14 protein-coding genes and 1 pseudogene are annotated in these 14,167 nt (G+C 57.7%); 6 read left to right on the forward strand and 9 right to left on the reverse strand.

What is annotated here, in order from left to right:
- Positions 1-2: 2 nt before the first annotated feature.
- The gene (ptrB, locus tag KB890_RS24045; protein WP_004151449.1) at positions 3-2,063 is read left to right on the forward strand and encodes an oligopeptidase B; all 2,061 of its coding nucleotides are present in this window, start codon (positions 3-5) and stop codon (positions 2,061-2,063) included.
- Between the two features lie 3 nt (positions 2,064-2,066).
- Here the strand turns inward: ptrB and exoX are convergent, their stop codons facing one another.
- Positions 2,067-2,726, reverse strand: a complete 660-nt coding sequence (gene exoX, locus KB890_RS24050; protein ID WP_020324964.1) for an exodeoxyribonuclease X — start codon at positions 2,724-2,726, stop codon at positions 2,067-2,069.
- A gap of 78 nt (positions 2,727-2,804) precedes the next feature.
- On the reverse strand, positions 2,805-3,035 hold the full coding sequence (locus KB890_RS24055; RefSeq protein WP_002911406.1) for a DNA polymerase III subunit theta: 231 nt from the start codon (positions 3,033-3,035) through the stop codon (positions 2,805-2,807).
- Positions 3,036-3,147: 112 nt separating this feature from the next.
- Here KB890_RS24055 and yobA point away from each other — a divergent pair, with 112 nt between their 5' ends.
- From yobA to KB890_RS24070, 3 genes are read left to right on the forward strand one after another with little or no spacing between them, the layout of a single operon-like run.
- The gene (gene yobA / locus KB890_RS24060) at positions 3,148-3,522 is read left to right on the forward strand and encodes a CopC domain-containing protein YobA (protein WP_004151448.1); all 375 of its coding nucleotides are present in this window, start codon (positions 3,148-3,150) and stop codon (positions 3,520-3,522) included.
- Between the two features lie 3 nt (positions 3,523-3,525).
- Positions 3,526-4,395: a copper homeostasis membrane protein CopD gene (gene copD, locus KB890_RS24065; RefSeq protein WP_004151447.1), complete on the forward strand. Its 870-nt coding sequence runs from the start codon at positions 3,526-3,528 to the stop codon at positions 4,393-4,395.
- A 16-nt stretch (positions 4,396-4,411) separates the two neighbouring features.
- Positions 4,412-4,750 carry a YebY family protein gene (locus KB890_RS24070; protein ID WP_002911404.1) on the forward strand — a complete coding sequence of 113 codons (339 nt, stop codon included), beginning with the start codon at positions 4,412-4,414 and terminating at the stop codon, positions 4,748-4,750.
- A 636-nt stretch (positions 4,751-5,386) separates the two neighbouring features.
- On the opposite strand, the gene KB890_RS24075 is transcribed toward KB890_RS24070, so the two are convergent.
- Positions 5,387-5,530 (reverse strand): Ecr family regulatory small membrane protein, encoded by a 144-nt coding sequence (locus KB890_RS24075; protein WP_002911398.1) that lies wholly within the window; start codon positions 5,528-5,530, stop codon positions 5,387-5,389.
- A 104-nt stretch (positions 5,531-5,634) separates the two neighbouring features.
- The gene (locus KB890_RS24080; RefSeq protein ID WP_004151446.1) at positions 5,635-6,603 is read right to left on the reverse strand and encodes a VirK/YbjX family protein; all 969 of its coding nucleotides are present in this window, start codon (positions 6,601-6,603) and stop codon (positions 5,635-5,637) included.
- A 156-nt stretch (positions 6,604-6,759) separates the two neighbouring features.
- Here KB890_RS24080 and pphA point away from each other — a divergent pair, with 156 nt between their 5' ends.
- Positions 6,760-7,413 carry a protein-serine/threonine phosphatase gene (gene pphA, locus KB890_RS24085; protein ID WP_004180432.1) on the forward strand — a complete coding sequence of 218 codons (654 nt, stop codon included), beginning with the start codon at positions 6,760-6,762 and terminating at the stop codon, positions 7,411-7,413.
- Here the strand turns inward: pphA and KB890_RS24090 are convergent.
- The 5 genes from KB890_RS24090 to yebS all read right to left on the reverse strand — a co-directional run bounded on the left by KB890_RS24090 (position 7,410) and on the right by yebS (position 13,496).
- Positions 7,410-7,601 carry a YdfD/YebW family protein gene (locus KB890_RS24090; RefSeq protein WP_002911395.1) on the reverse strand — a complete coding sequence of 64 codons (192 nt, stop codon included), beginning with the start codon at positions 7,599-7,601 and terminating at the stop codon, positions 7,410-7,412. The genes pphA and KB890_RS24090 overlap by 4 nt on opposite strands.
- 97 nt (positions 7,602-7,698) lie before the next feature.
- Positions 7,699-7,938, reverse strand: a complete 240-nt coding sequence (locus KB890_RS24095) for a YebV family protein (protein ID WP_002911393.1) — start codon at positions 7,936-7,938, stop codon at positions 7,699-7,701.
- 115 nt (positions 7,939-8,053) lie between these two features.
- Entirely contained in the window at positions 8,054-9,487 is a 1,434-nt protein-coding gene (gene rsmF, locus KB890_RS24100; RefSeq protein ID WP_004148845.1) for a 16S rRNA (cytosine(1407)-C(5))-methyltransferase RsmF, read from the reverse strand.
- A 123-nt stretch (positions 9,488-9,610) separates the two neighbouring features.
- Positions 9,611-12,244 (reverse strand): PqiB family protein, encoded by a 2,634-nt coding sequence (locus KB890_RS24105; RefSeq protein WP_002911388.1) that lies wholly within the window; start codon positions 12,242-12,244, stop codon positions 9,611-9,613.
- Positions 12,213-13,496, reverse strand: a complete 1,284-nt coding sequence (yebS, locus tag KB890_RS24110) for a membrane integrity lipid transport subunit YebS (protein ID WP_002911387.1) — start codon at positions 13,494-13,496, stop codon at positions 12,213-12,215. The genes KB890_RS24105 and yebS overlap by 32 nt, the downstream gene beginning before the upstream one ends.
- Before the next feature lie 132 nt (positions 13,497-13,628).
- Here yebS and KB890_RS24115 point away from each other — a divergent pair.
- A pseudogene (locus KB890_RS24115) lies at positions 13,629-14,142 on the forward strand (GAF domain-containing protein).
- Positions 14,143-14,167: the final 25 nt, after the last annotated feature.

Genomic DNA, 14,167 nt, shown 5'->3' on the forward strand with positions numbered 1-14,167 from the left:
ACATGCCACCTAAAGCTAAACGGATCCCTCACGCCATGACCTTGCATGGCGATACACGCATCGATAATTATTACTGGCTGCGCGACGATGAGCGCGCGCGACCTGACGTGCTGGAGTATCTGCACGCGGAGAACGCTTACGGCAAGCAAGTGATGGATTCGCAGCTCAGCCTGCAGGAGCGTCTGCTGAAGGAGATTATCGACCGCATTCCGCAGCGGGAAGTCTCTGCCCCCTACAGTAAAAACGGCTTTCGCTACCGTCAGGTGTATGAGCCGGGCTGCGAATACGCTATCTACCAGCGGCAGTCGGTGCTGAAAGAAGAGTGGGATGAGTGGGAGATCCTGCTCGATGCCAACCAGCGGGCGGCGAAGAGCGAGTTCTACACCCTGGGCGGACTGGGCATTGCGCCCAACAACCAGCTAATGGCGGTGGCGGAAGATTACCTTTCCCGCCGCCAGTACGGCCTGCGCTTTTGCGACCTCAGCAACGGCGAGTGGTACCCGGAAATCCTCGAAAATGTCACCTCCGGCTTTGCCTGGAGCAACGATTCACGCTTTGTTTGGTATGTGCGTAAACATCCCACCACGCTGCTCCCTTATCAGGTCTGGCGCCACACCGTCGGGACACCGGCGCAGAGCGACGCGCTGGTCTACGAGGAAAAAGATGAGACCTTCTACGTCAGCGTGCATAAAACCACCTCCCAGCAGTTCGTGGTAATTTATCTCTCCAGCGCCACCACCAGCGAAGTGCTGCTGCTCAACGCCGAACTGCCAGACGCCGAGCCGGTCTGCTTTCTGCCACGGCGTAAAGATCATGAATACAGTCTTGATCACTATCAGCACGCTTTCTATCTTCGTTCCAACCGGGAGGGGAAGAATTTCGGCCTCTACCGTACCGTACTGCGTGATGAAGAACAGTGGACCACGCTGATCCCGCCGCGTCACGACGTGATGCTCGAAGGATTTACCCTGTTTACCGACTGGCTGGTTGTGGAAGAGCGTCAGCGTGGCCTGACCAGTCTGCGGCAAATTAACCGCAAGACCCGGGAGGTGGTGGGGATCGCTTTTGACGATCCGGCCTATGTCACCTGGCTTGCCTATAATCCGGAGCCCGAAACGTCGCGACTGCGCTACGGCTATTCCTCCATGACTACGCCGGATACGCTGTTTGAACTGGATATGGATACCGGCGAACGAAGAGTGATCAAACAGCAGGAGGTAAAGGGGCTGGATACGAGCTGCTACCAGAGCGAACACCTGTGGGTGACCGCCCGCGATGGCGTCGAAGTCCCGGTCTCTCTGGTCTACCATCGCGAACATTTTCGCAAAGGGAGCAACCCGCTGCTGGTCTATGGCTATGGCTCATATGGCGAGAGTATCGATGCCGATTTCAGCGCCAGCCGGCTGAGCCTGCTCAACCGCGGCTTTGTCTACGCCATCGCCCACGTCCGCGGCGGCGGCGAGCTGGGTCAGCAATGGTATGAAGACGGTAAATTCCTGTGTAAGAAAAATACCTTCAACGACTATCTGGACGTCTGTGACGCGCTGCTTGCCCAGGGGTACGGCGATCCGCGGCTCTGCTACGGCATGGGGGGCAGCGCCGGCGGAATGCTGATGGGCGTGGCCGTGAATGAACGGCCAGAGCTGTTCCATGGCGTGATAGCCCAGGTGCCGTTCGTCGATGTGGTGACCACCATGCTGGATGAAACTATTCCGCTGACCACCGGTGAATTTGAAGAGTGGGGAAATCCGCAGGATGAAACCTATTATCATTATATGAAAAGCTACAGTCCCTATGACGGCGTGAGGGCGCAGGCCTATCCCCACATGCTGGTGACTACCGGTCTGCATGATTCCCAGGTGCAATACTGGGAGCCGGCTAAATGGGTGGCGAAACTGCGGGAACTGAAAACCGACGATAACCTGCTGCTGCTCTGCACCGATATGGATTCCGGACACGGCGGAAAATCCGGGCGCTTTAAAAGCTATGAAGGGGTGGCGCTGGAGTACGCCTTTTTCATCGCCCTGGCGCAGGGGACACTGCCGGGAAAAGCGGCAGTGTAGGCGCTATTCCCCGAGGTAATGCCTGAGCGTCAGGCGCAGTTCGGGGCTCATGCGGTCGAGATTGTTGAATAACCAGCGCAGATAGCCTGGATCGTTTTCAGCAATCTCGGCGACGGCCTTACCCCGGTATTTGCCGAAGGTAAAAGTAGTCAGCAGCGCCGGCCGACCGGTGATATCGGCCATTTGGTCAGGGGTCCAGCCGGAAACATTGATGATATCCAGCAGCAGCGCGGCGGTGATATAGCAGTCATACAGCGCCCGGTGGTGATGCAGTCCCGGCGGCGTAGTCACGTTCAGCTTACGTGACTTATATAACCCCATATTGCTGTATTTGATTCCCGGCCACAGGCGTCGGGCCAGCTTCATCGTACAGATCCACTCGCCGTGCATCTCCGGCAACACCCGGCGATCGAAGCTGGCGTTATGCGCGACGTACCACGGGCTGCCATGATAGTGCGGAATAATCTCCTCAATCCACGGCTTATCGGCGACCATCTCTTCCGTGATCCGGTGGATAGCCATCGCCTGCGGGCTGATGGGCCGATCGGGACGCACCAGATGGCTCATGGGATTGGTAATTTGCCCGTCGACTATATCGACCGAGGCGATTTCAACGATGCCCCCCTGCAGGCTGCAGGTTTCGGTATCAATGACGCGCAGCATGGCTCGCTCCAGAGCAAAACAATAAGCGTAATGGAATTGGCCGGGCTTGCCAACCGACGGGGAGGAGGCGAGCGCGCATTATTTCTGTTTCGGCTCCCACGGTAGTCGCGAAAGGGAGACGGAGGCCAGCCGATGGGCGATCAGTCGTTCACGGAACCAGTCGCGCAGATGTGCAGGCTGTTCACGCTCGACTAAATCAGCGACCACCGGCATATTGTACCGTTCCTTAAAAGCAACGCCGGCGGCGGCGAGATCGACATTGACTTTATCCATCTCATCTTGCGAAATTTTGGCCAGATTTCTTTCCATCATCCACTCCACTCTGCTTATAAATCCGGTCAGGGCCAGATGCCTGGCTCGACTCTGGCATTATACAGGGTTATTCTCTGTGCTACAGACATAACAAAAGGGAATGACGAATATGCGACTTCTTGCTGGACGCGCGTTGCGTCTCTCCGTTGCGCTTGCCGGGATGTTAACCGCGGCGGGCGCCTTCGCCCACGCTCACCTGCAGCAGCAGATCCCGACCGCCGGGGCGCAGCTTTCAGCTTCCCCACAGACGTTGACGCTCAGTTTTTCCGAAGGTATTGAACCCGCATTCAGCGGCGTGACCGTCACCGGTCCGCAGCAGCATGCGGTGGCTACCGGAAAACTGACCCGCAGCGCCGATAATCCCGCCGAGGTCACGTTACCTTTGGCGGAAGCCTTGCCGCCGGGAGAGTACACCGTGGCATGGCATGTGGTCTCGGTGGATGGTCATAAAACCAAAGGGCAATATACCTTTAGCGTGAAGTAAGCGATGCTGACCGGGCTCTATATTACCCTGCGCTTTGGGCACTTTATCTCCCTGATGCTGGCTTTTGGCTGCGTGCTGTATGGCGCCTGGTGGGCGCCGGTACCGCTGAGACGCGTGCTGATGCTGCGCTTTTATCCACTACTGCGCCCGCTGCTGCTGATCGGCGCGATCTCTACGCTGGCGCTGTATCTCCTGCAGGGAGGAATAATGGGCGAGGGCTGGACGGATGTCTGGCGACCCGCCGTCTGGCAGGCGGTGGCCGGGACCCGCTTTGGTGGAGTGTGGATCTGGCAGATCCTACTGACGTGGATCGCACTCGCGGTAGTGTGGATCCGTCCCCGTCACGGCGCCCGCCAGCTGGTGGCCCTGCTGGCGGCCCAGCTGCTGCTTTCCGCCGGGGTAGGGCACGCCGCTATGCACGATGGTCTCACCGGCGTGCTGCAGCGGACAAACCACGCTGTGCATCTCTTCTGCGTCGCCAGCTGGTTCGGCGGTCTGTTGCCCTTTATCTATTGCCTGCGCCTGGCGCAGGGGCGCTGGCGGCCGGCCGCGGTCTATACCATGGCGCGCTTTTCACGTTACGGGCATCTGGCCGTCGCCGGCACGATTGCCAGCGGAGCGCTCAATGCGCTGTTGATCCAGGGAGGATTGATTGGCGCATCGCCGTGGGGACGCATGTTGTTGATCAAATGTGCGCTGGTCGCCGGGATGGTGGTAATTGCGTTAGTGAACAGGTATGTTCTGGTACCGCGCATGTCGGCAAGCGGTTCGCGGGCGGAAAGCCTGATCCTGCGAACCACGCAGGCTGAAATAGGGCTGGGCGCGCTGGCGCTGCTGGCCGTCAGTCTGTTTGCCACCTGGGAACCTTATTGAATTAACTGGCAAAATCATGAAAAAAATTGTTCTGACCATGTTGTTACTGGCAAGCTCCGGGGCTGCTCTGGCAGCGCCACAAATTATCACCGTGAGCCGTTTTGAGGTGGGGAAGGAGAGCTGGGCGTTCAACCGGGAAGAGGTTATGTTGACCTGTCGACCGGGTAACGCGCTTTACGCCATCAACCCGAGCACGCTGGTTCAGTATCCGCTCAATGAGGTGGCTGAGCAGCAGGTCAAAGCCGGCAAAACCACCGCGCAGCCGATCTCAGTGATCCAGATCGACGATCCGCAGCATCCGGGACAAAAAATGAGCCTCGCGCCCTTTATCGAGCGAGCGCAGAAGCTCTGCTAAACTTTCTCGCTATCCTGCTGTAATAACATTAAAAAAACCGCCCTTGCCGGACAACGGCAGTGGCGGTTTTTTCGCTGGCAGAGGCCCCCTTTCCAGGAATTATGCAGCCACTTTGGCCGCGGACTGGAAAAGCTGACGCGTTAAACTATTCTTATAGTGCAAGGCGACTTAGCCTGCATTAATGCCAACTTTTAGCGCACGGCTCTCTCCCAAGAGCCATTTCCCTGGACCGAATACAGGAATCGTATTCGGTCTCTTTTTATCTTTATCTGTCTTCTTTCTCAATAGCCAGCGACATCCTGTCAGTCAAACACCCGCTGGCCTCTGGATGTCCCGTTATAGCACACCGTTTTTAGCATACACAATTCATTTACACATAAATCGCATCCTGTGGAAGGGGGAGGTGGCAACGGTGGAACCGTAAACGAGGGCGGAGAAAAGAAAAAACCTGCACCTAAACAGGCCCGGCGTGCAGGTTAACTGGCGGGCCAACATCGGAAGCCTGCTAGTATACATATTTGTATGATAAATAAAATAAGCAAAATCTAAACGATTTGGCAATTCATGCGATTACACCTCGCCGGCTGACGAGGTGGCATAAATAATAAGCACGAGCACTTTTGCGGGCGGAAAATATTATTGCGGAACGCTGAATGTAGGGTATATCTGACTTTCCAGATAGCAGAGCAATAGCCAAATTTCATCGCTGAAAATAAACCATATGCTCCCGAGCAGAATGACCGCCAGAATAATCAGCAGAAAAATTTCGGTTTTACTCATTATGCAAGCGACTATCCGGTGGCCTTCGGGGACCCTGATAGTAGCGAAATATTGACATAATAAGCAAACGCCATGTTGTAATTCGGCTTCACCGACAGCGCAATTTAGTCACCGGCATGCCGCTGCGTCAATATTGCCACCTGCTCCGTCAGCTGATCCAGCAGCTGGAATCGCCGCCGATATTCAGCCCGTTTTTTACTGGCGATACTCTCCAGCGATTTTCTTTCCAGACATAGCGGTAGCCGCCAGCGCCAGGGGCTTTCCGGCTGGCCGTCGATAGACTGCCAGAACTCGTCGTAGCTGGCGTGGAAATGGCGGCCTTTGCTCAGGCGATAGCGCAGGGCGCGGAACACGTGACCATTATCGCTGACGCCGTAAATAGCCGCGATTTGGCTGCGCGCGGCCAGCTGCCAGATAAACTCCAGCAGCAGGCGCTTCGGAAACAGGCCGTAGCAGGCGCGAGTCGCCTGCTTAATCACCTCATGAGAAACGTGACGTCGTGGCCCCTGCAGACCGCCGATAACCAGCTGCCAGGCATCGTGATCACGGGTTACGCTGAAGGTGGCGCTGGCCAGCAGGGTGTGGTCGCTGTCGCGCAGCCACAGAGTGGTTTCACCCTCACGTTCGGCTTTGCCTGCCGAGGAGGCATAAAGAGTAAACCGGCGGTCCTCTTTTCCGTTTAACGTCAGCAGCGGGACCTCAGACACCGCGGTCATAGCGTGCGCCAGCCGCGATCCGCGTAGGGTGTCGATATAACGATAATGGTTGATTACCGCCACCGCCCGCTGCCAGGCGTTGAGATCGCGGGTCAGATATTGACGGTGTACTTTGCCCGGCAGCGTAGCCTGCGCGGCCAGCAGCTGATTAAAATCATCCCGAGCGCTGAGCGCTTCCAGCATCGCTCTGGTGGCGTTATAAAATAAGGCCGTGCGCAGCAAAAACTTAAAGCGGTAATTTTTTTGCCGCCAGATGGGGGCAGGTGTCAATCTGCCCATCACCAGATCGGCAATAAGATGCGAGCGCGGCGCTAGCACGCCGGATGAATGCAGGCTATTGTCTGTCACGATAAACACCTCGTTGTGATTTCCCCCTATTTTAAAGCGAGCCACTGACAAGCTTAATCCTCTGGCGGACTATATTTGCCGTCTGTTTAAAATTGATTGAGGTGTAAATTAAATTCCGTGGACCTTTGCTGGAATTACCTATAATTACCGCTGAGAGGTAATTATATGTATCAACGTATTAACGGCAGCGACTGGCGTAATATCTGGCTGATGGGCGATCTGCATGGCTGCTTTGCGCTGCTGATGAATCGCCTGCGTCAGTTGCGTTTTGATCCCTGGGCCGATCTGCTGATCTCGGTGGGCGATCTGATCGATCGCGGGCCGCAGAGCGCCGATTGTCTTGGCCTGTTGCGCTGTCGCTGGTTCAGGGCCGTTCGGGGGAATCATGAGCAGATGGCGCTGGAGGCGCTGGAGAGCGGAGATATGCGGCTCTGGCAGATGAACGGTGGCGACTGGTACGTCAAGGGCGATGCGCGGCAGCGGGCCGACGTCGATCGGCTGCTGGCGCACTGTCGGCGGCTACCGTTGATTATTGAAGTGGAATGCGGGAAAGCGCGGCATGTGATCGCCCACGCCGATTACCCGGCGCCGGTCTATCGCTGGCAGCAGCCGGTGGATCCCCAACGGGTACTATGGAGCCGCCATCGTCTGAGTGAACACCTGGCGGGGCGCCATGGCGCTATTGCCGGCGCGGACCATTTCTGGTTTGGCCATACGCCGCTTCAGGCGCGTTATGACCACGATAATCAACACTATATTGATACGGGCGCTGTGTTTGGTGGGACGCTGACGCTGGTGGCGCTGCAGTCGGCAGGCTAAAAGTCGCTGTATTCGCTGGCGGGTTGCCAGAAGCCATCAATAAAATCTTCTATCGGGTAGCAGCCACCGTGGCGGATCCGCTGATCCTCCATCGCCACTAAGCACTGCGTTTCCTCGCGGTAGACGTCAACCACAATGTCCTCGCAGCCGCCATCCAGATAGCAAATAAACAACACTAAGGCAAACATCCTGGCCTCATGCTCGGGTTCACATACTATTTAGTGTAGGGGATGACGGCGGGACGGGGAAATAAATAACCCGTCTCAGGCGACGGGTTCATTGGTGTCAGGCAAGGCGCATGACCCAGGCATCGGACTGGCGGTCGTAATGTTTACGGTAGAGAACGGAATGTTCGCCATTGAGAATCGCGGGCACGCTGGTGTCGGCATCCCAGGCGTCAAGCTGCATACATAAGTCTGGATCGGATTTGCAGGGTATGCTTAACGTTCGCTCACCCTGATGCTCACCGTGCAGTTCGGCATCGTCTATTTCGAACGCGCCGATGCGGACATTGGTTTTACTCATCGCTTCACCCCATTTTTCAGCTGAGTTGTGGTACGACCAGTTATGGCCGTTATTTTTCAGCGTAGTCAATGGGGCGAAAAGCGCCAGTCAAAAAGTGCGCATTTTTTGCGCGGCCTCACACCTTGCCGGCAAAAAGTTTTCCATCGCGCACCAGTTCGCGCGGATAGCTGTTCTTCAGTCGGGAGCCGACGCGCTTCGCCAGGCCCAGCGGGACGCCCTGGAAGGTCACAATGGTTTCATCCTGCCCAGGCGCGGTTTGCGGATAGACGTCGCGCCCGCGATACCATTCCTCCGCTTCCTCCTGCGACAGCTCGAAGGCGCGCTGCGGCGCGGCAAAGGCGATAACCGCCTCATGCTGCCAGCGGTACCCCTTATTGTGCAGCTCCGCCAGGCGCACGCCGATGCGAGAAAAGCGCACCTTGCCGAACAGGGGCTCCAAAGCCAGCGGAAACAGCCACAGCTCTTTATCCCGCTGCCACAGCGTATGGCCTGCGTCCCACTCCAGGCCAACAGCCCTGGCGGCGGCAGTTACCGCGGCGGCCTCCCGGTCCTTCAGCGGCGTAAACGGGAATTTACCGACCTTATAGCCTGGCGCCGGGAGCGGATCGATCGCCGCAGTTTTGCGCAACCTCGCGACAAAGAAGCCTTCGCAATCGTAAATTTGCGGAAAAACGTGCAGAAAACCTTCCGCGGTTAAGGCGTCGGCTGCGCCGGGAAACAACTCTCCCAGCGGCAGGATCTCCACCGCCTGCGGATAGCGGGACAGCAGCCACTCAATGACCGATTGATTTTCTTCACGATTCAGGGTGCAGGTGGAATACACCAGCGTCCCGCCAGGGCGCAGAGCATGGAAGGCGCTGTCGATAAGCTCGCGCTGAGTGGCGGCGATGTCGAGGTTGCTCTCCGGCGACCAGTTTTTCAGCGCGTCGGCGTCTTTACGTACAACCCCTTCGCCGGAGCAGGGGGCGTCAAGCAGGATGGCATCGAAGGTTTCGGGCAAGGCCGCGCCAAAAACCCGGCCGTCGAAGTGGGTCAGAGCGACGTTGCTGATGCCGCAGCGGCTGATGTTGGCATGCAGCACCTTCACCCGGCTGGCGGAGAATTCATTGGCGAGAATGCCGCCCGCGTTGCCCATTCGGGCTGCAATTTGGGTGGTTTTCGATCCCGGGGCGGCGGCAACGTCCATCACCCGTTCGGGCTGCCGGTTATCGGCGAACAGGGCGGCGACCGGCAGCATCGAACTGGCTTCCTGAATATAGAACAGCCCGCTGAGATGTTCGGCGGTACTGCCCAGCGGCAGCGCGTCGTCATCCTCTCGCTCGATCCAGAATCCCTCTGCGCACCAGGGCACCGGCGCGAGCTGCCAGCCGTAGGGGGCAACCAGAGAGAGGAAATCATCGACGCTAATCTTCAGCGTATTGACGCGAATACTGCGGCGTAGCGGGCGCTGACAGGCGGCGATAAAGTCGTCGAAAGAGAGATGCGCTGGCATCGCCGCGCGCATTTGAGCGAGAAACGCTTCAGGGAAATAGACAGTATTTTCAGCCACGGGCAGCGCACCACAGAAAAAAAGGGTGCGCAGTTTAGCACAAACGCCCCGGCGCGTGACACCGGGGCGTGCGGTTTATCCTTTCCCCGCGCCCGGCGTTGCCCGGGGCGGGAGAAGGGGGCATTACTGCGGCAGAGCGGTGCCCCACTCCCGCCACTCTTTCGGCTCGCTCTCCTGTAGCAGGAAGTGCTTGCCATCCTGGGCCTTCGGCGCCAGCGGCGTGCCCGGCGGCGTGGCAAAGGCGATCCCGCCGCGGATAAACTGATTGAAGGTACCGGTTTTCACCACCCCGCCAATCAGGCCGAAGTCGAGGCTGTAACCCGAGGCCAGCCAGAACACCGAGTTATTACGTACCAGGTACTGGTAGCGCTTACTGATGCGCAGCTTAACCATCACCCGGTCAGACATCGACCCCAGCGACAGTCCGGTAACCGTCCCGACTTCCAGTCCGCGGAACAGGACCGGCGTACCGATGCCAAGCGACCCCGCCTCCGGCGCTTCCACCACGATGTTCAGGCCGTCGATATAACGCGAATCGCTGATCGTCGTATCCTGGATCTCAAAATCGCGTCGCGCCGGGCCGCGGCCGGGCTCAACGTTGATGTAGGCCTGGAACAGGGTGTCGAGATGTTCCACGCCCGCGGCGGAGATTTGCGGAGTGATCACCGAGAAGCGGGTCCCGGCGCGGGCGAAGGTGCCGACGTATTCCGGATAGAGCACCGCTTTCGCCTGCACTTCGTTTTTGGCGGTGATTAGCTCCAGCGACTGGATTTGACCGATGTCGATGCCGAGATAACGAATCGGCATCCCGGCCGCCATCTTCCCGGCGTCGTACGCGTGCAGGGTGATTTGGCCGCCCACGGCGCGCGCCGCCGTTTCAGATGCATAAAGGATACGTTTGTTATTCAGCCGTGCTCCGGCGCTGCTGCCATTGAGGTTATCGAAACTGATCGCCCCTTTGATCGCGCGCGCCAGCGGCGAGGCCTGCACGGTGAGTCCGTTACCGTCAAGCTTGACCTTCGCACCGCCTTCCGCCCAGAAGACGCTGTTGTTGGTCAACAGGTAGCGGTACTCCGGCTTGATATGCAGATCGATATCGAATGCATCCTTGCGCGGTTTGACGGCGATGATCTCGCCGACGGCGAATTTACGATACAGCACCACCGAGCCGGCCTGAACGTCAGGCAGCGTCTCAGCAGACAGGCTCAGGGTAGTGGTCGGCACTTCGCTCAGGCTATTTTCCTGCGCCTTTTCAAGGTTAGCGTACAGCGGATAGCTGCTTTGCATTTTGCCTTTTTCGCCGGGGATCACCCTGATCCCGCCGTTCACCCATTCGCTGGCGCTGGCGCCCAGCACCTGCACGCCGTCGAGCCCCACTTTGACGTCCAGACGACTGTTAACCACAAATTTGCTGTCGCCGTGAATTAAATCGCGGTATTCAGGATCAATGGCAACCTGAAAGGTTACCCCTTTGGCCGTCAGTTTACGCTCCAGCACCTGGCCGACTTTTACTCCGTGCAGCACCAGCGGCTGACCGCCGTCGATGCCGTAGCTCTCCGGCGCCGAGAGGGTAACGGTGGCGACGTTGGGCTCATCCAGCAGCGCTTTATCCGCCGGCATTACCGAGAAGTGATTGCGTGGCTCGCCTTCGCCGGGCACCAGCTCAAAGGTATTGCCGGTGAGCAGGGTGCTAATGCTGGGGTTATCGAGGGAGAGCTTCGGCTTCTTCATCTGAATCAGCGTTTTCTCCCGCAGCAGCGTCACCACGCTCGGGTCGACGGTCATCTCGCCAGTAACTTTTCCGCCGGGGTTTAGATTCAGTTTGCTTAACTGGCCCACCTCCAGCCCCTGATACATGAGCGGCGTCGAGCCCGCTTTCAGTCCATCGCCATCAGGCAGATCGAGGGTCACCACCACGCCGCGCTGGCTATGCGCCAGATCTTCATACAGGTGATATTCATCGTTTTGCGAGGCGACATGCGAATCGGCGGGGGAGTCAAAGGCGATAGCGCCGTTCACCAGCGCGGACAGGTTCTCCAGTTGCACTTTGGCCCCGCTCAGGCCGACGTCGGCCTTGACGCCTGAGACGTTCCAGAAGCGGCTGCCTTTTTTCACCAGATTGGTAAACCGGCGCTCAATTAGCACATCGATGGTCACCCCCTGATTATTGGCATTCAGGGAATAGTCATATACCCGCCCGACCGGGATTTTTCGGAAGTAGACCAGCGAGCCGCTGTTCAGAGAGCCAAGATCCGGCGCCTGCAGGTGGATCATTAGCTCGCCGTTGTTGATGCGGTATTTAGGTTGGGTGTCGAGGGCGACAAAGTGATCTTCGGGTTCACCCTTGCCCGGCATCATGCCGATGTAGTTCCCGCCCACCAGCGCATCGAGGCCCGATACGCCGGCCAGAGAGGCTTTCGGCGTGACCAGCCAGAACTGGGTCTCTTTGCGCAGCGCATCTTTCATATCGCGTTTGATGCTGGCCGAAACCTCAATCTTACTCAGATCTTTACTGAGGCTAATATCCTGGACGGTGCCGACTTCAACCCCCTGATAGCGGATCGGCGTCCGTCCCGGCACGATGCCGTTCGCGGACTGGAAATCAATCGTAATCGTCGATCCGCGGTCGTCAAAGCTGGTCCATATTAGCCAGGCGGCAATCAGCAGCGCAATGACCGGCAGCAGCCAGAATGGCGAAATACGGCGTTTGGTTTTTATTCTGGCTTCAGTCTGCGAAGCGGGCGTTTCCTGACTCATGTGCGTCCCAAAGTAAGCGGCTGTCCAGCCATTCAACTGCAAGAATAGTTAAAATTACCGCGCCGCCAAAGTAAACCGCAGCCGGCCCCATGGTGAAGGCGAGGAGCTGATCGCGATTTATTAGCGACATGGTGAGTGAGATAACAAACAGATCCAGCATCGACCAACGGCCAATCCAGGTGATTAGCCGCAGCAGCAGGATGCGGGTGCGCAATCCCTGCTCGCACTTGAATTGTATGCTGAGCAGCAGGGTAAATAACACTATAACTTTGGTGAATGGCACCAAAATACTGGCGATAAACACGACCCCGGCAATGGCGATATTGCTGCTGGCCAGGGAGATGATCCCCGAGAGGATCGTGTCGTCCTGGCGCGCGCCGTTGACGTAGATGATGGAGATTGGCAACAGGTTGGCCGGAAAGAGGAAAACCAGCGAGGCAATCAGCGCCGCCCAGCTGCGCTGCAGGCTCTGCGGTCGGCGATGATGCAGCGGCGTGTGGCAGCGTCGGCAGCGGCCGCGCGCGTCGCGATAGCCGGTGTAATGGCAGCCGGTGCAGACCTGCAGATTATTATCGGCGCGGGTCGCCGGACGCTCGGGATAGAAACGCTCCCATAGCTCTTCGACGTTCATATGAATAAGCGTCAGGATGCTCAACAACGTCAGGGAGATAAACGCCACCAGACCGATGCCCGGCTGCAGGAAGGCGTAATCCTGCACCTTGATGGAGGCGACGCCGATGCCCACCAGATAGATATCCAGCATCACCCACTCTTTAAGCTTGCCGAGCATCAGCAGCACCGGCCGCAGGTTCATCCCCAGCACATTGCCCAGCCAGAGATAGCTGATGGAGACCACCAGCAGCACCGGGGCGACCACCGCGCAAAACAGCACCATGGCGGCGGTAATCGGATCGCCCTGCGCGGTCATCTGCCAGATCCCCTGCAGGACGTTGGCGTCGATGCGTACGCCCAACAGATGCAGGCGCAGCAGAGGTTCAGACCAGGCGAAAGGCATGAGCAATAGCATCGCGAGGGCCATGCTGCCCAGGCGGGTCAGCGACCAGTCGCGACCATCGCGCACCTTCGCGTTACAGCGCGGACACCAGGCGCTTTGGTTGCGTTTGAGCACCGGTAAGCGGAAGAGCATGTCACACTGCGTACAGCGCTGATAATGCGCATAGGGAAGCGGCGTGCTGACGGTATGCACGACCATCTTTTTCGCAGGTTTGAGGGTGGGTGTTTTTATCGGCATTTATTACGTACAGGAATGAATGTATCTCACTATCTTAACCTATGAATGAATTCATCTTGAGCCCAAGCGCATTTAATGCTTATTTTAGTAGGCTGTACGTATCAGGCAGTAAGACAACAAAGTGAAGATATAATGAGCAAAACAGAATTTTACGCGGATCTGAACCGCGATTTCCAGGCATTAATGGCAGGTGAAACCAGTTTTCTGGCGATGATCGCCAATACCAGCGCGCTGCTGTTCGAGCGGCTGAGCGAGGTCAACTGGGCCGGTTTCTACCTTCTGGAAGGCGATACCCTGGTGTTGGGACCGTTCCAGGGCAAACTGGCCTGCGTGCGGATCCCGGTCGGGCGAGGCGTATGCGGCGCGGCGGTGGCGCAGGCTCAGGTCCAACGCGTCGAGGACGTCCACGCCTTTGACGGCCACATTGCCTGCGATGCCGCCAGTAATTCGGAAATTGTCTTCCCTCTGCGCGTGAATGGCCAGATTATCGGCGTGCTGGATATCGATAGTCCGGCTTACGGGCGCTTCACCGCTGAAGATGAGCAGGGGTTGCGCACGCTGGTCGAGCATCTGGAAAAACTCATTGCGGCCACGGATTATCAAAAAATCTTTACCCGTGTCGTGGGATAATCAACGGATAACGTAGCATTTAGCGAGGACGTCATTATAAT

The sequence above is a fragment of the Klebsiella sp. P1954 genome (assembly GCF_018199955.1).
Taxonomy (GTDB): Bacteria; Pseudomonadota; Gammaproteobacteria; order Enterobacterales; family Enterobacteriaceae; genus Klebsiella; species Klebsiella pneumoniae.